At 72.2% G+C, this 16,108-nt stretch carries 17 protein-coding genes and 1 pseudogene; 7 read left to right on the top strand and 11 right to left on the bottom strand.

Features of this window, described 5'->3' with window-relative positions:
* Positions 1-7: 7 nt before the first annotated feature.
* The 3 genes from MR1_RS01385 to MR1_RS01395 all read left to right on the top strand — a co-directional run bounded on the left by MR1_RS01385 (position 8) and on the right by MR1_RS01395 (position 2,897).
* A complete protein-coding gene (locus tag MR1_RS01385) occupies positions 8-655 on the top strand; it encodes a DedA family protein (protein WP_067242710.1) in 648 nt (215 codons plus the stop codon).
* Between the two features lie 225 nt (positions 656-880).
* Entirely contained in the window at positions 881-1,909 is a 1,029-nt protein-coding gene (locus MR1_RS01390; RefSeq protein ID WP_067242712.1) for an App1 family protein, read from the top strand.
* Between the two features lie 46 nt (positions 1,910-1,955).
* Positions 1,956-2,897 carry a 3-methyladenine DNA glycosylase gene (locus MR1_RS01395; RefSeq protein WP_067242714.1) on the top strand — a complete coding sequence of 314 codons (942 nt, stop codon included), beginning with the start codon at positions 1,956-1,958 and terminating at the stop codon, positions 2,895-2,897.
* Here the strand turns inward: MR1_RS01395 and MR1_RS01400 are convergent.
* The 6 genes from MR1_RS01400 to MR1_RS01425 all read right to left on the bottom strand — a co-directional run bounded on the left by MR1_RS01400 (position 2,837) and on the right by MR1_RS01425 (position 7,495).
* Positions 2,837-4,030, bottom strand: a complete 1,194-nt coding sequence (locus MR1_RS01400) for a glycoside hydrolase family 3 N-terminal domain-containing protein (RefSeq protein ID WP_067242716.1) — start codon at positions 4,028-4,030, stop codon at positions 2,837-2,839. The genes MR1_RS01395 and MR1_RS01400 overlap by 61 nt on opposite strands.
* A gap of 32 nt (positions 4,031-4,062) precedes the next feature.
* Positions 4,063-4,590, bottom strand: a complete 528-nt coding sequence (locus MR1_RS01405; protein WP_067242718.1) for a hypothetical protein — start codon at positions 4,588-4,590, stop codon at positions 4,063-4,065.
* Positions 4,590-5,378, bottom strand: coding sequence for a DUF3592 domain-containing protein (locus tag MR1_RS01410; RefSeq protein ID WP_067242720.1), 789 nt, complete (start codon positions 5,376-5,378; stop codon positions 4,590-4,592). The genes MR1_RS01405 and MR1_RS01410 overlap by 1 nt, the downstream gene beginning before the upstream one ends.
* A gap of 35 nt (positions 5,379-5,413) precedes the next feature.
* Complete coding sequence (locus tag MR1_RS01415; RefSeq protein WP_067242747.1) at positions 5,414-6,514, bottom strand: flavin-containing monooxygenase; 1,101 nt, start codon at positions 6,512-6,514, stop codon at positions 5,414-5,416.
* A gap of 116 nt (positions 6,515-6,630) precedes the next feature.
* Complete coding sequence (locus MR1_RS01420; protein ID WP_067242721.1) at positions 6,631-7,125, bottom strand: methylated-DNA--[protein]-cysteine S-methyltransferase; 495 nt, start codon at positions 7,123-7,125, stop codon at positions 6,631-6,633.
* A gap of 52 nt (positions 7,126-7,177) precedes the next feature.
* Positions 7,178-7,495: a YciI family protein gene (locus MR1_RS01425; protein ID WP_067242723.1), complete on the bottom strand. Its 318-nt coding sequence runs from the start codon at positions 7,493-7,495 to the stop codon at positions 7,178-7,180.
* 288 nt (positions 7,496-7,783) lie between these two features.
* Between MR1_RS01425 and aspS the strand changes: the two genes are divergently transcribed.
* Entirely contained in the window at positions 7,784-9,085 is a 1,302-nt protein-coding gene (gene aspS, locus MR1_RS01430; protein ID WP_067242725.1) for an aspartate--tRNA(Asn) ligase, read from the top strand.
* Here the strand turns inward: aspS and MR1_RS01435 are convergent.
* Entirely contained in the window at positions 9,082-9,765 is a 684-nt protein-coding gene (locus MR1_RS01435; protein ID WP_067242727.1) for a TetR/AcrR family transcriptional regulator, read from the bottom strand. The two genes, aspS and MR1_RS01435, sit on opposite strands and share 4 nt — an antisense overlap.
* A 63-nt stretch (positions 9,766-9,828) precedes the next feature.
* On the opposite strand from MR1_RS01435, the gene MR1_RS01440 reads away from it, so the two are divergent.
* Both MR1_RS01440 and MR1_RS01445 read left to right on the top strand, forming a co-directional pair.
* Positions 9,829-10,584 carry an SDR family oxidoreductase gene (locus MR1_RS01440; protein ID WP_067242729.1) on the top strand — a complete coding sequence of 252 codons (756 nt, stop codon included), beginning with the start codon at positions 9,829-9,831 and terminating at the stop codon, positions 10,582-10,584.
* 21 nt (positions 10,585-10,605) lie between these two features.
* Positions 10,606-10,854: pseudogene (locus MR1_RS01445) on the top strand (nuclear transport factor 2 family protein); the annotation flags it as partial.
* Here the strand turns inward: MR1_RS01445 and MR1_RS01450 are convergent.
* Genes MR1_RS01450 through MR1_RS01465 form a run of 4 tightly spaced genes read right to left on the bottom strand, consistent with a single transcriptional unit; the run spans position 10,780 to position 14,879 of the window.
* The gene (locus tag MR1_RS01450; protein ID WP_306304921.1) at positions 10,780-12,810 is read right to left on the bottom strand and encodes a glycoside hydrolase family 2 protein; all 2,031 of its coding nucleotides are present in this window, start codon (positions 12,808-12,810) and stop codon (positions 10,780-10,782) included. The pseudogene MR1_RS01445 and the gene MR1_RS01450 sit on opposite strands and share 75 nt — an antisense overlap.
* Before the next feature lie 39 nt (positions 12,811-12,849).
* Complete coding sequence (locus MR1_RS01455) at positions 12,850-13,449, bottom strand: CueP family metal-binding protein (protein WP_067242733.1); 600 nt, start codon at positions 13,447-13,449, stop codon at positions 12,850-12,852.
* A gap of 34 nt (positions 13,450-13,483) precedes the next feature.
* On the bottom strand, positions 13,484-14,248 hold the full coding sequence (locus MR1_RS01460; RefSeq protein ID WP_067242735.1) for a glucose 1-dehydrogenase: 765 nt from the start codon (positions 14,246-14,248) through the stop codon (positions 13,484-13,486).
* Positions 14,249-14,285: 37 nt separating this feature from the next.
* Positions 14,286-14,879, bottom strand: coding sequence for a TetR/AcrR family transcriptional regulator (locus tag MR1_RS01465; RefSeq protein ID WP_067242737.1), 594 nt, complete (start codon positions 14,877-14,879; stop codon positions 14,286-14,288).
* Between the two features lie 136 nt (positions 14,880-15,015).
* On the opposite strand from MR1_RS01465, the gene nhaA reads away from it, so the two are divergent.
* On the top strand, positions 15,016-16,108 hold a 1,093-nt coding region (nhaA, locus tag MR1_RS01470), incomplete at its 3' end, for a Na+/H+ antiporter NhaA (protein ID WP_067242739.1).

Consider the following 16,108-nt stretch of genomic DNA (forward strand, 5'->3'; position numbering starts at 1 on the left):
TCGTGGGGTGGACGACATCCTGGGCTGGCTCCTCGACGCCGTGCAGTCCGTCGACCCGGTGCTGCGCACCGTGCTCGCCGGCATCGCGATCATGCTGGAGACGAGCATCCTGATCGGGCTGATCGTTCCCGGAGACACCGTGGTGATCGTCGCGGCCATGGGCGTCGCCAGTCCGGTGGAGGGCGTGGTCCTGGCGCTCGTCGTCGTGATCGGGGCGCTCATCGGCGAGAGCATCGGATTCTGGCTCGGGCGCTGGCTCGGGCCCCACATCCGCCATTCCTGGGTCGGTCGCCGGGTCGGCGAGCAGAACTGGATCCGTTCGGAGCGCTACCTCCAGCGCCGTGGCGGCATCGCGATCTTCCTGTCGCGGTTCCTGCCCGTGCTGCACTCCCTCGTGCCGCTCACCGTCGGGATGAGCGGGTACTCCTACCGCCGGTTCCTCGCCTGGACCGCCCCCGCGTGCATTATCTGGTCCGCCGCCTACGTCAGCGTGGCGTCCCTCGCCGCGGGCAGCTACCGGGAGCTCTCGGAGCGGGTGCACTTCGCCGGTTACGTGTTCGTCGGCGTCATCGCCGTCTTCCTCATCGCGATCTTCGTCGTGAAGAAGGTGCTGGAGAAGCGCGAGGCCCGCCACATGCACGACGACCCCGCCTGATCCCTCCTTTTCGCTCCCGCGTTCTGTCCTGCGCGCGCGGGGACTCCCTCTCGAGATCAGGCGAACGCGCCGCATCAGGCGTGTTTCCGCCGGATCCGCCTGATCTCGCGCGATCGCCTGAACTCACGCGCGCGAGAACAGGCGATCGCGACGGTGCGCGCGGCGGACGTCGCGGGCGGCAGGGGGCTGGCAGCGGGGCACCGCGAGACGTGAAAGACTGAAGCGATGCCCTCAGCCCGCCGCCGACCGGCACGGATCCACTGGTTCGCCCGCCTGGAGCACCGCTTCCACGCGTGGCGCGAACGTCGTGCACGTCGGCGCGGCCGCACCGCGACGATCCTCCCGTTCCCCGGTTACGGCGGAGAGGGGTGGGTCCGCGTCGTCGGGCGCGTGCTCATCGTCCCGCCGCGGCGGCGCACCCCGTCCGGCGAGTACGCGAGCGTCCGCGGCTGGCGGAGCTTCGTCGGGATCCCGGTGAGCTTCGCGACGGTCCAGATCACGATCGACGGCCGCACGCACGACGTCACCGCGGACCGCGGCGGCGTGGTTGACAGCCGGATCGAGGCGGACCTCGCGCCCGGATGGCAGACGCTGACCATGAGCGTCGAGGGGCAGGAGCCCGTCGAGGCCCGCGTCTTCGTGGTCTCGGCGGACGTGCGCTTCGGGGTCGTGTCGGACGTGGACGACACCGTGATGGTCACGGCGCTGCCTCGCCCACTGATCGCCGCGTGGAACTCGTTCGTGGTGACCGAGCACGCCCGGCTCCCGGTCCCCGGCATGGCCGTCCTCCTGGACCGGCTGATGCGAGAGAACCCCGGCGCCCCGATGGTGTACCTCTCCACGGGCGCCTGGAACATCGCCCCGACGCTGAGCCGCTTCCTCACCCGCCACCTCTTCCCGGCGGGCGCGATCCTGCTCACGGACTGGGGCCCGACCCACGACCGCTGGTTCCGCAGCGGGCGTGAGCACAAGCTGACCAACCTCCGTCGCCTCGCCGCGGAGTTCCCCCAGGTGCGCTGGCTGCTCATCGGCGACGACGGGCAGCACGACGAGGCCATCTACTCGGAGTTCCTCGCCGAGCACCCCGACTCCGTCGCCGGGGTCGCGATCCGCCGGCTCCTGCCGGCCGAGGCCGTCCTCGCCGGCGGGCGGGCCGCCGGCGACGATCATTCCGAGGACGCGGTGCCCTGGGTGAGCGACGAGGACGGGGCGGGCATCCTGGAGAGGCTGATCGCCGAGGGGATCGTACGCTGAGGCCGGACGACGGCGTCACGCAGGACTCGGGTCGTATCCTCGAAGGATGCCCGTGATCCGTGCGACGCTCGACCCCGCCGTCTGGCGTGACCGGGCAGCGGCGCACGCGGAGCGGGCCGACGCCCTGACCGCCGCGCACCGCGACCGCGCGCGCCGCCGAGAGAAGCACCCGGTCTGGGACTTCCTCTTCACCTACTACGGGTACAAGCCCGCGCAGCTGCGCCGCTGGCACCCGGGAGCGGGCATCGCTCTGGCGGACGCCGCCGAGCGCGCCTCCTGGCGCTGGTATGCGAGTACGCCGGCGGACGCCGTGGTCCCGGATGCCGCCCGCTTCGCCGCCGAGAAGCCCGAACTCGCCGCCCTCGTCGAACGGATCCTCCGCTCCACCGCCGTCCGGCCCGCACGGTTCGGCTGTTTCGGCCTGCACGAATGGGCCATGGTCTACCGGACCGAGGAGCATCGTCACCCCGTGCCGCTGCGCCTCGGCCAGGCGGGCACGGACGCGGTCGTCGAGGCGCACGAGCTGCGCTGCACGCACTTCGACGCCTTCCGGTTCTTCACCCCTCCCGCCGTTCCCCGCAACGAGCAGACGCTGGATCGCGCGTCGCAGCCACGACACGAACAGCCCGGCTGCCTGCACGCGGGCATGGACGTGTACAAGTGGGCCATGAAGCTGGGGCCGCTCGTCCCGGGCGAGCTGCTGCTGGACGCCTTCGAGCTCGCCCGCGACATCCGGCTGCTGGACATGGAGGCCGCCCCGTACGACCTGTCGGAGTGGGGCGTCGTTCCCGTCCGGATCGAGACCGCCGAGGGAAAGGCGGAGTACGTCCGACGCCAGCGCGCCTTCGCCGAGCGGGGGACGACCCTGCGGCAGCGGATCCTCGACGCCTGGTCACCGGGATCGGCGCACGCGGAGACCGACACCGGTCAACCGGCCGGGGTGCACTCCGGACACGGCCGCCACGTCGGCGCCGCGGCCGCGATCTGAAGCCGCAGGGCCATGACGCGCTCCGCAGCCTCCGTGAGCCGGTCGCCGGGAATGCGGCCGTCCTTCACGGCGGCGGCGATGCCCTCCGCCATCCGCCCGGCGGTGGACGCGTCGGAACCCACGACCATCAGCACCATGTCGCTTCCCGCCGCGATGGCGGCCACGGCGTTGCCGACCGGGTCGGCGTAGGCCGGATCCCCCGAGGAGACCAGCATCCCGAGATCGTCGGTGACGCTGACGCCGTCGAATCCCAGCTCGTCGCGGAGGATCCGGTGCCAGACCGGGGACAGCGAGGCCGGCACGCGGTCGACGGCGGTGTAGGCGAGATGGCCGAACATCACGAGGTCCGCGCCCGCGTCGACCCCTGCCGCGAAGGGAGGCGCCGTCGTCCGCCGCCACTCCGTCATGCTCATCGGCGTGGCGGGGATGACCCGATGCGAGTCCCCTTCGGCCGCCCCGTGGCCGGGGAAGTGCTTCAGCGTCGACATCGCGAAGGGCGCCTCCCCTCGGACGGCCGCCGCGACCCGCGCCGCGGCGTCGTCCGCGGTGGTGCCGAGCGCGCGCGAGAAGATGAAGGACGCCGGTCCCGTGGCGACATCGGCGACCACGCCGAAGTTCACCGAGGCGCCACCGGCCGCGACCAGCGCGCCACGGCCGGCGAACGCGGCCTCCGCGGCGGACGACGGCCCCGCGGCCAACGCCGACCCCGCAGGAAGGCCGTCCCAGGGCAGGCGCGTGACGTCTCCCCCTTCCTCGTCCACGGCGATCAGCGGCGGCATCGCGGGGTCACGGACGAGCGCCGCCGTCACCGCACGCAGGTCGGTCGCGGAGGCGGGGACGTTGGATCCCATCAGGATGAAGCCGCCCAGGCCCGACGCCATGTAGTCGCCCAAGGCGGACGCGTCGGTGGTGGGGATGTGCCCCATCACGACGCTCCGCGCTCGGGCGCCGACGTCCATCGCGGCGACGATCCGCTGCGCCTCCGCCGTGATCGAGGACCCCTCCGCGGCGACGACCTGCACCGCCGGCTTCTCCGCCGCGTGTGCCGGTGCCGCAGCGGGTGCGGCCACCAGGGCGGCACCGAGGCTCCCGAGCAGCGCGGGCACGGCCAGCAGGCGTCCGGTTCGTCGCATCCCCTCCAGGGTACGGGGTCCCGACGGCGCGGTCAGGAGGTTCCGGACGCGTCCGTCGCGATCACGAACGCCTGGGGGTGCTCGCGCAGGTAGTGCACGACGACGGGATCGCCGCTGCCCACCCATGCACGGGAGTCCGGGTACGCGGCCGGGGTGAAGAAGGGGTTCTCCAGCGTGTAGGTCTTCCCGTCCTCCGCCGTGAACGTGACCCAGTCCCCGTCCACGGTCGCCTCCGCGGCGACGCCGTTCGCGTGGATGTAGGCGTTGGTGACGGGCACGCCGACCAGGGACAGGATGCCGACCGCGCCACCGGTGAGCATGACGAGCAGCAGGATCCGGAAGAACCACTGACGCAGCCGACCGCGGATCCGTCGGGCCGCCTCCCCGGTGTCCGCCACGGCCAGGCCCTCCCTCGCGCGGATCACCGCGAGAGCGTCTCGCCCGGCCGGCCGGCGGACCGCCATCGCGATCAGCCCGAACAGCGAGAAGCCCGCGACGAACACCATCTGGTACCCGTGCGACGCCGGGAAATTCAGCAGCCACATCAGCGTGTCGAGCATCAGCGTACCTCCTCCTTCTCGATGGTGACGGCGACGGTGTGCGGGTCCTCCCGCCGGTAGAACGCCCAGATCGGCGCCCCGACCTGCAGATGCGCGAGCGCCTGCGGGTACACGAACACCGTGGTGTCCGCCTCCCAGGGCTCCTGACCGTCCGGCGTCAGCAGCACGCGCAGGGAGAGCTCCACCTGCCCCTGCAGGCGCCGTCCGGTCGGGCGCACAGCGACCACCGACGCCGGGACCTGGATCCCGGTGGTACGCGCGCGGACCTGCTCCGGAGCGATCAGTCCCTTCGCGATCCGCCAGTCCAGCAGGGCCGCGCGCACCGCCGGGTCCTCCGGATCCGCGAGGGCCAGGTCGTCGGGGTTCGCGGGATCGAACGCGATCGGCAACGGGGTCCCGACCTGCAGCGCCCCCTGCTCCTCGGACGGGACGAGGGTGCGCAGCCGCCCGATGACATCGTCGCCCTGCGCCGGAGTCACGCGTACGTAGATGTCGAACTGGGGCACGTCGTTCACGGTCAGCCCCGTGCGGGAGACGTCGACGATCGTGCCGGTGGCGGTGACCGCACGCCCGGCGCGGACGCGGCTGCGAGAGCTCGGCATCATCGTCCCGCCGAAGGTCAGCAGCAGTCCCCACGCCACGCCGACCATGATCGGGAGCCCCAGGGAGTCCCCGGTCCACGACAGCGGGCTCTGGCGCTGATCGACACCGAACAGGCCGATGCCCGCCCACAGCAGGAGCACGGCCGACAAAGCGAGCCAGATGACGATGCCGATGACCCTGATCATGCGCTCAGGCTACCGACGTCGCTCGTCCCTCCCGGTCACAGGTCCGTGACGCCGACTGGCTGCGTCGATCGCGTCCGCTCTCTCGCGGCGTCGGAGGCCAGGTACCTCTGCACGCCCCGCGCCGCCGTGCGGCCGGCGCGGTTGGCGCCGATCGTGCTCGCCGAGGGGCCGTACCCCACGAGCTGGATGCGCGCGTCCCGCACGGCCTGCGTTCCCCGTCCCGCCCGATCGAGCTGGATGCCGCCCGCGGCGCTCCGAAGGTGCAGCGGCGCGAGGTGGCTGACGGCGGGACGGAACCCGGTCGCCCAGAGGATCGCGTCCACGGGCTCGAACGATCCATCCGCCCACCGGACGCCGTCGGGCTCGATGCGGGAGAACATCGGACGCCGCGCGGCATAGGCGCCGAGCCGCTCGGCTTCGCGCTCCTGCTCCCGCAACGCGAGCCCGGTCACGCTGACGACGCTCTGGGGAGGAAGGCCCTGCGCCACCCGCTGCTCGACGAGGGCCACCGCGGCGGCGCCCGCCTCCGGGGTGAAGTCGTCCGTGCGCCACACCGGCTCGCGACGCGTCGCCCACAGCGTGTCCGCGATCGGTGCGAGCGCGCCGAGGAACTGCACGGCCGACGCCCCGCCGCCCACCACGAGCACCCGGCGACCGCGGAAATGCTCGGGCCCCGGGTAGTCGACGGTGTGGAACTGCTCCCCGAGGAAGGTCTCCATCCCCGGGTAGTGCGGCAGGAAGGGCTGCGTCCACGTCCCCGTGGCGTTGACGAGGGTGCGCGAGCGCCATTCTCCGACGTCCGCGCGCACGAGCAGGATCCCCTCCTCGTCCTCCACCCTCTCGACGGAGACGGGTCGGATCACGGGCAGCTCGTTGGCCTCCTCATACGCCGCGAACAGCGCCGGGATCGCCTCGTTCGCCCGACGGTCATCGTGGACCGGCGGGGTGTCGCCCGGAAGCTCGGCGACGCGATGGACGTCCCGCATCGTCAGCGCGTCCCAGCGGTGACGCCATGCGCCGCCCGGCGCGTCGTCGGCGTCGAGGACCACGTGTGCGATCCCCAGACGACGCAGGTGGTACGACGCGGACAGCCCGGCCTGGCCCGCGCCGATGACGATGCTCGGAAGGATGTCCACGGCGAGGACAACGCCGCGCAGCGTCGTGTTGTTCCGGTGGCCCCCGGTGGGCAGCACGGATGGCGAGGGCAACGCCGTCGGGCGCGCCGGTCGGAAGCGGGACCAGGACGACCTGGTCAGAACAGGGCGGCGGGCAGCGCCCCCTCCTTCTCCAGCAGCCAGCGCTTGGTCACCAGGCCGTTGCCGTGTTCTCCGCCGGAATAGCCGCCCAGCCCGTCGCTGGCGAGCACCCGGTGGCACGGCACGATGATCGGGATCGGATTCGCCCCCATGACGGCGCCGATCGCGCGCGCGGGGACGCCCGTCCCGCTCCGGGCGGCGAGCTCGCCGTACGTGAGCGACTCGCCGTAGCCCACCGTCGTGAACAGGGTGGTGAGGACCGCCCGCACCGCCTCCGAACGCTCGCCCAGATCGATCGGCACGTCGAACGCACGGCGCGCGCCGGCGAAGTACTCGTCGAGCTGTCGCAGCGCCGCCACGAGCACCTCGTCGGGCCGCGCGTCGGCCTCGGGAGGCGCCGTCGTCCGCCATCCGACCGCGGTGACGGCGCGCCCGTCGGACAGCACGCCCAGGACTCCCACGGGTGTGTCGATGCGGCCGAACGAGGTCATGCGAAGAGGCTAGTCCCGGGCACCGACACCGGGTACCGACGGCACACGGCGTTCAGTTCCGCGGCCACTCGTCGATGAGGACGTCCCAGCGCGAGACCTGGGCGAGGCGGAGGATCCGGTGGACGTACCAGGGGTCGTTCGCCAGACGTCGCCGGATCGTCTCCTCGTCGGGAGCGCGCATCACGAGCACGGCGCCGCCCTCGTCGGGGAACGCCCCGCCGAGGAGGACATCGCCCTCGTCCACCAGCGCGTTGATGAAGGCCGCATGGTCGTCCCACCACGGCTGCTGCCGCATGGGGATGCGGAGGTCGCGGTCCGCTCCCGCTTCGGATCGGACCACCCAGACGTGCGTCGTCGTCGACTCGTTCATCGCCGCAGTCTGGCACGCCCCACCGACACTCGCCGCACCCGCACTCGCGCCCTGTCGGCCGTCGCCTCACGCCGCCGGGCACCGCGTCGGCGCAATCCGCCGCCCGGGAGCGGTAACGTGGTCCGCGGCGGACGTGAGGAGTGACGACCCTCGCGCCGGATCCCCGGCACCCGTCCCCCGCGCGTCCCGGCGTACCGACGAGAGGCCGGCGCTCGCCGGCGAAGGTGTGGTGGCACCGCGATCTGGCCCCCGCCCGCACCTCCAGGGCTTCCCGCATCTGGAGGAAGAATGTCGATACCGCCCGTCCCCCGCGTCCTCGCCGCGCACCTGCCCGAAGCCGCCCCCGGCACGACGGTGACCCTGCGGGGCCACGTCCATCGCCGCCGAGTCCTGTTCGCCGTGACCTTCCTCGTCGTGCGCGACCGCTCGGGAACGGCGCAGGTGGTCCTGCGCGCCGACGAGGCGGGCCGCACCGACGTCCCGCCGGAGGAGACGCCGATCCGCGTCACCGGCGTCGCGACACCGAACCCGAACGCCCCGGGCGGCGTCGAGGTGACCGCGCCCCGCATCGACCTGCTCTCCGACCCGGCCCGCACTCCCCCGTTCGAGCTGTGGCGCCCGTCCCTCGGCGCGGGCCTCGCCGCGATCCTCGACCACGCCCCGGTCTCGCTGAGGCACCGGAGCCGCCGCGCCGCCTGGGAGATCGCCGCGGCCAGTCTCCGGGGCTTCCGGGACACCCTCGACCGACAGGGCTTCCGAGAGGTGCACACGCCGAAGCTCGTCGGGTCCGCCACCGAGTCGGGGGCGGACGTGTTTCCCGTGGACTACTTCGGCCGGCCGGCGTTCCTGGCTCAGAGTCCTCAGTTCTTCAAGCAGCAGCTCGTGGGCGTGTTCGAGCGGGTGTACGAGGTGGGCCCGGTGTTCCGCGCCGAGCCCCACGACACGGTCCGCCATCTCGCCGAGTACCGGTCCCTCGACGCGGAGCTCGGGTTCATCGACGACCATCGCGACGTCTTGCGCTGCCTGCGCGACGTGCTCGACGGGATGGTCACGGAGATCCGCCGGTCCGCCGACGAGGCGGTGGCGGTGCTCTCCCCCGACCTGCCCGTCGTCCCGGACGAGATCCCGACGATCCACTTCCGGGACGCGCTCCGGCTCGTCGGCGCGCCGGCCGACGAGCCCGACCTCGCGCCCGAGCACGAACGCGCGCTCGGCGCCTGGGCCCGCTCGGAGCACGGCAGCGACTTCCTCGGGGTCGAGGGCTATCCGATGGCGAAACGGCCCTTCTACACCCATCCCCAGCCGGACGACCCGCGCTGGAGCAACAGCTTCGACCTGCTCTTCCGAGGCATCGAGCTCGTGACGGGCGGGCAGCGCCGGCACCGGTACGACGACTGCGTCAGCGCCCTTCGTGCCAAGGGCGAACGTCCCGAGGACCACGCCGAGTATCTCTCGGCCTTCGCGCACGGGATGCCGCCCCACGGCGGGTTCGCGATCGGGCTCGAACGCTGGGTCGCACGCGTGATCGGAGCCGCCAACGTCCGCGAGGTCACCCTGTACCCGCGGGACCTGCACCGCCTGACGCCTTAGCCCTCCGCGGCCCCCAAGCGGCGCAGCCACTCGATGAGCAGCGCCGTCTCCGCAGCGCCGAGGACACCGGGACTCGCGGCGGCGATCTCGATCGCCGCCGCGAGGGCGTCGTCGCGCCCGGAGGCCGTCCCGGTGATCGCCGCGAGGACGCCCTCGCGCACCTCTGCGGACAGGTCCGGATCGGGCTCAGCCAGCACGATCTGGCGGAGGGTCACGCCGATGTTCGCCACGAGCACGTGGGCGGCCGCCCGCTCCGGCGTGGTCACGAGCCGTCCCTGCGCCGCGGCGCGCCCGGTGAGCCCTCGGAGGATCTCGCTCGCCCTGGCCTGCGGCGCCGGCGAATGCCCCGGGCGCACCTTTCCGTACATGAGCGTGTAGAAGCCGGGATGGGCGAGACCGAAGGCGACGTGCGCATCCCACCCCGCACGGATGTCCTGGATCGGGTCGCCCGTCGTCTCCATCGCGGACTTCTCGCCGAGGTACAGATCGAAGCCGCGCTCCACGACGGCGTCGATCAGCCCCTGCTTCGAGCCGAAGAAGTGATACAGCGTCGGCATCTTGACGCCCACCGCGTCGCAGACCGCACGCAGCGAGAAATCCTCGCCGGGAGCGGCCGCGATGAGATCCGCGGCGGCCCGGATGAGGCGCTCTCGTGTATCGCTTCCACTCGACGCTGTCATGCTGCTACATTACCTCGTGTAGCGTTACTACACGATTCCATTCCATTGCTATAGGAGGCATCCATGGTCGACCACCCCCTCTCCGGGAAGAACGTGCTCATCGCGGGCGGCGCGAAGAACCTGGGCGGGCTGATCGCCCGGCAGGCCGCCGACGCCGGCGCCGATGTCGCGATCCACTACAACTCCGAGAGCACCCGGGCCGACGCCGAGCAGACCCTCGCGGCCGTCGAGGCCGCCGGTCGCAAGGGCGTCATCCTGCAGGGCGACCTCACCGTCCCCGCGAACGTGACTCGCCTGTTCGCCGACGCGGCGGCCGCCCTCGGGACCATCGACGTGGCGGTGAACACCGTCGGCAAGGTCCTGCGCAAGCCCATCGTCGAGACCACCGAGGACGAGTACGACTCGATGTTCGACATCAACGCGAAGGCGGCATACTTCTTCCTGCAGGAAGCGGGGAAGAACCTCGCGGACGGAGGGAAGATCATCACGATCGTCACGTCGCTTCTCGCCGCGTTCACCGACGGCTACTCCACCTATGCCGGCGGGAAGTCCCCGGTCGAGCACTTCACCCGCGCCGCGGCGAAGGAGTTCGCCCCTCGCGGCATCTCCGTCACCGCGATCGCCCCGGGCCCGATGGACACCCCGTTCTTCTACGGCCAGGAGACCCCGGAGCGCGTCGCGTTCCACAAGTCGCAGGCCATGGGCGGCGACCTGACCAAGATCGAAGACATCGCCCCGATCGTCCGGTTCCTCGCCACCGAGGGCTGGTGGATCACCGGACAGACCATCTTCGCCAACGGCGGCTACACCACCCGCTGAGAACGAAAGGAAAAGATCGACATGACCACCCCCACCCTTCCCGAACCCGTGTCCTCGTTCTTCGAGGCCGTGCACAGCCAGGACGAGGACGCGTTCCTCGGCGCGTTCACCGACGACGGCTCCGTCGACGATTGGGGACGCGTGTTCACCGGCCGCGCGCAGATCAAGGCCTGGAGCGACAAGGAGTTCCTCGGCTCAGCGGGACGCCTCGCCGTCCAGTCCGTCGAAGCCGAGGACGGGCGCGTCACGGTCGTCGGCGACTGGAGCTCGTCCTACGCGAACGGACGCTCCGCCTTCACGTTCGACCTCCAGGGGGACCGGATCCGCCGGATGACCATCCGCGAAGGCTGACCCGGCGGGTGATCGCCCGCCGGAGCGCCCCTCGATGATGCCGCGGAGGCGGTGGAGGGGCAGCTTCGGCCGGCGGTCGCCCGTCAGCAGGCCGTTGCGCTCCTGCCGGGTATCGGCGAGCTGGGTCCAGCACCACCCCGCGAGTCCATCGCGGCGCCCGTCGACGCCGCGGGTGGCCGCCCGGACGGCAGAGAGGATCTCCTCGATCCGCCGGGCGAAGTCCTCCTCGTCCGCCGCCTCCGAGTATCCCCACGCCCCGGGGCCCGAGGCGTCGGGGTCCCACTTCACGCCGCCGAACTCGGTCAGCATCACCGGCTCTGCGTGATCGGATGTGCCGGGCAGACGCAGCCGCCGCCCCGCGGGGCCGATCCCGTCGAGGAACGATCGCAGCTCGTCCTCGGCCACGTCGTATCGTCGGCGCAGGACCTCGCCGTCGGGTTCGTAGTCGTGGACGGTCCAGATGTCGGACGCCGCGAGCTCCCAGCCGTCGTTGGAGACCACGGGCCTCGTGGGGTCCAGTGCCTTCGTCAGGAGGTACAGGGACTCGGCGAACGCCCGCTGTTCCGGACGGGTCGCGATGTCCGGCACGCCCCAGCTCTCGTTCAGCGGCACCCAGGTGACCACGCTCGGGTGGTTCCGGTCGCGGACCACCGCCTCGGTCCACTCGGCGGTCGTCGCCCGCATCGCGTCGTCGTCGAACCGGTACGCGGCGGGCATCTCCGCCCACACCATCAGCCCGCACCGGTCCGCCCAATAGAGGAAGCGCTCGTCCTCGACCTTCTGATGCATGCGCACCGCGGTGAACCCGAGCGCGAGGATCAGCTCGACCTCCCGGCGCAGCGCGTCCGGATCCGGCGCCGCGAGGTGCGACGCGGGCCAGTACCCCTGGCTCAGCACGGATCGCAGCACCACGGGGCGTTCGTTGACGAGGAACGCCCCGTCCGCGCAGGCCACGGAGCGAAGCCCGAGATAGCTCGCCACCTCGTCGGGCTCCTGCTGCCCGGTCTCGACGCGCACGCGCGCATCGAGCAGCGTCGGCGCCCCGGGGCGCCAGAGCAGGTCCTCGGAGGCGGGGCCGTCCCGGAGGCGGGCGAGCGGTACGGTCACGGCGATCGCCGACGCGTCCGCCTCCGCCGTGGCAGCCCCCAGGAGCTGATCGTCGCCGGTGATCTCGACCCTCACCCGCGTGGGGCTCCGCTGCGCGAGGGTGACCTCGGCCGTGACCGTCCCCCGGGCCCGGTCAGTGCTCCAACGGAGACCCGTCACGTGCTGGGGCGGCACGGACTCGATCCACACGGGCTGCCAGATCCCCGTGCTGCGGTGGTACCAGATCTCGTGGGGCTCCCGTTCCCAGTCCTGTTTCCCGCGCGGCTGAGACAGGTCCCGTGGATCGTCCTCGGCACGGACGACGAGGACGACGGGGCGGCCGACAAGGTCTTCCCACGCGTCCGTGAGGTCCACCGTGAACGGCGTGTGCCCTCCCCGGTGCCCGCCGACGCGTCGCCCGTCCAGCCAGACCTCCGCCGTGTGGTCCACCGCTCCGAAGTGGAGGAGCAGCCGGTTCCCCCGGCGGTGGCCGGCCGCGGCGATCTCGGTCGCGGCGATCTCCCTGCGGTACCAGACGACCGGGTGGAAGCCGGTGTCCCCGATGCCCGAAGCCGGGGACTCCGGCGGGAAGGGCACGGTGATGGCGCCGCCGAGCTCACGACCGTCGAACCACGACCGCGCGACGCCCTCGTCGGCGTCGTCGTACGCGAACCCCCACGTGCCGCCGAGTTCGAGGAAGGACGAGCGCACGAGCTGCGGGCGCGGACGCGCGGGCTCGAGCCGGCTCGCGCGGAGCGGGGAGGGCGCAGGAGGCGGGGCCGTCATCATCGTCGCTCCGTTCCGCGTGCGGGCAGGGATCCCGCCGAGTCAGGCGAGTTGCAGGGTCGTGATGCAGGTCGGGTCCTCATCGGACAGGGTCGAGAACGGCACCGTCCCGATCCGTCCGTCCGCCGAGACGGACAGCGTGCCCTCGACCCCGCGCGGGACCCACAGGCCGACGAAGCCGTTGTCGAACGTCCGTCGCGTCTCGTCGATCAGGACGGCGCCGTCGACGCTCGTCACGGTCACGTGCACCTCCGTGTCGCCGAGCTCGCCCAGGCACGTCGTCAGGCTGTGGAAGAAGCACTCGTGCGTGCGGGAACGATACGGCGCCACGGAGAGGTACACCTGATCCCCGGGCATCTCCAGACGTGCCTCCCGCCCCCGGGCATCGCTGAGCAGGACCGCGTCGGGCCGGACCGATGCCATCAGCTCCGTCGAGCGTTCGGCCACGGGCAACGCGTCGAGCGCGTCGACCACTCCCACGGCGTCGAGGCCCGCCAGCCCGTGATCGGCCAGCAGCGCGGCCCCGGACTCCGGCCCCTGGCCGCCCGCCGAGGGAGCGGCGGCGCAGCCGCCCAGAGTCAGAGCGGCCACGACGGCCACGGCGGCGGTCCAGCGTCGCCGGCGCGGGATCGGAGTCGTCACGGGTGGTCCTCTCCTCGGGGTGGGGATCCCGGGCCTACTGGCCCGTCACATACTCGATCGTAGGCCCCGCCGTCCAGCCGCCGTCGACGGCGATCTCGGCGCCGGTCGTGTACGACGAGGCGTCCGACAGCAGCAGCACGGCCGTGCCGACGAGCTCCTCCGGTCGTCCCACCCGCCGGTACGGGTTGTTCGGGAAGGCCCCCTCGTCGGCGGTGAGCCCGATGGACGCCGTCATCGGGGTGAGGATCATCCCGGGGTGGATCGAATTGACGCGGATCCGCTCGCGCCCGAGCTCGACGGCGGCGACCTTCGTGAGACCGCGTACGCCCCACTTCGCCGCGCCGTATCCACTCGTCAGGGCCAGCCCGAACAGCCCGGCCGCGGAGGAGATGTTCACGATCGATCCGCCGCCGGCACGTCGCAGGGCGGGCACTGCGAAATGGATGCCCATGTGCACCGCGACGAGGTTGATCTGGATGATGCGCTGGAAGGTCTCCAGCGGCTCGTCGGCGACCGGCGTTCCCGACGCGCTGACCCCCGCATTGTTCACCAAGCCGTCGAGGCGGCCGAACCGCTCCTCGGTCGCGGCGATCGCGCTCTCCCAGCTCTCCGGGGAGGTGACGTCGAGACGGACGAAGTGCGCCCGCTCCCCCAGGTCGCTCGCGACCGCCTGGCCGCCTTCCTCGGCGATGTCCCCGATGACGACGCTTCCCCCGGCCGCGACGATGCCCCGAGAGAACGCCTCCCCTAGTCCGCTCGCCCCGCCCGTGACGAGCACCACCTTGCCGTTCAGATCCATGATGTGTGTCCTTTCCCGCCGCCGCAGCGGCCTCTTCTCAGACGGCGTCCGCCGTCGACCGGTCGAGGGGGTCGTGCCGCCGCGCCGCGACGACGAGATCCGCCGCCTCCGCAGCGGACAGACCGGAGCGGACCATGACGCGCAGTGACGACACCGCGAGCAGCGTCATCTCGTCGGCCGTCAGCCGCAGGGCGATCTCGTCCGGCCCTGCCCCGGTCCGCTCCGCCAGTGCGGCGGCCAGCGCCTGCGCCGTGTCCTCGTTGATCTCGAGCCAGACGCGGCGATACGCCGGGACCTCCACGAGCAGGTGGACGAACCTCTCGTCCCGGGGCACCTCGTCCGCGCGGTAGGCGCCCACGAAGGCGTCACGCGCGAGGTCCAGGAGCGTGCCCGCAGAACCTGCCGCGAGCCGGTCGACGACCTCGGCCACGAATCGCCGGTAGCCGGCTTCCAGGACCGGGCGGATGCAGTCCGCCTTGCTCGGGAAGTAGCGGAAGAAGGTGCGCTCGGACAGACCGGACGCCGCCACGAGGACGGTCGTGGTCGTGTCCCCGCCCCCGTCGACCAGAGCGGCGATGCACCGGCGCGACACGTCCGAGAGGTCGGTGGGCGACAGCCGAGCGCGAGGCATCCTCCCATCGTACTCGTTGTGCGGGTAACTGTCACTACCACGAGGGCCCTGATAGTCTGGAGGCGGTGTGTCGGGAAGCCTGGTCGACGATTCGAGCCGGCGGACCCGTCGGCGGACGCCGAACCGAGGACGCTCTATGCCCGTCGCACCCCTGTCCCGTCTTTCCCGTGCCCTGACCAAGGAGACCACCGGAGGAGCCCTCCTGGTCGCCGCCGCGACCGTCTCGCTCGTCTGGGCCAACTCCCCCTGGCGCGACAGCTACGCCGCCGCGTCGTCGTTCGTCGTCGGCACCGGCGCGCTGCATCTCGACCTCTCCCTTTCGGCCTGGGCCGCCGACGGCCTGCTGGCCGTGTTCTTCTTCGTCGTCGGGGTCGAGCTCAAGCAGGAACTGGTGGCGGGATCGCTCCGCCGGCCCGCCGAGGCGGCCGTCCCCGTCCTCGCAGCCGTGGGCGGGATGGCCCTGCCGGCCCTGGTCTTCGTCGGCGTGGTCCTCCTGGCGGACGATGCCGCCTCCCTCACCGGCTGGGCGATCCCGACCGCCACGGACATCGCCTTCGCCCTCGCCGTGCTCGCGATCTTCGGCCGAGGCCTCCCCCGGGCGGTCCGCGTCTTCCTCCTCACCCTCGCGGTCGTCGACGACCTCCTCGCCATCGTGGTCATCGCGGCGTTCTACACCGGATCCGTGGACCTCGTCGCGCTCGCGCTCTCGCTCGTGGCCGTCGTCGTCTTCGCCCTCCTCGCGCGCAGCCGTCGAGCCTCGTGGTGGATGCTCCTCCCGGTCGCGGGCGCGTCGTGGTACTTCATGCACGAGTCCGGCGTGCACGCGACCATCGCCGGCGTGCTGCTGGGGCTGAGCGTCCCCGCGCGGCGGCGCCACGGCGAGACCGAGACGAGGACGCACCGGTATGAGCGCCTCGTGCGCCCGTGGGCGGCCGGCGTCGCACTGCCCCTGTTCGCGTTCTTCTCGGCGGGCGTCACCGTCGTGGACGGAGAGGGCATCGCCGCAGTGGTCGCGCAGCCGGTCGTGATCGCGATCGTCGCGGGCCTGTTCGCGGGCAAGCTGCTCGGCGTTCTCGGCGTGACCGCACTGGTCACCCGGACGACCCCGCTCCGTCTCCCGGACGGCATCCTCCTGCGCGACCTCGTCCCCGTCGCGATGCTGATCGGCATCGGGTTCACCGTGTCGCTGCTGATCGCCGGTCTCTCGTTCGACGAGACCGGCCCGGCCG

The organism is Microbacterium resistens NBRC 103078, assembly GCF_001552355.1.
GTDB lineage: Bacteria > Actinomycetota > Actinomycetes > Actinomycetales > Microbacteriaceae > Microbacterium > Microbacterium resistens.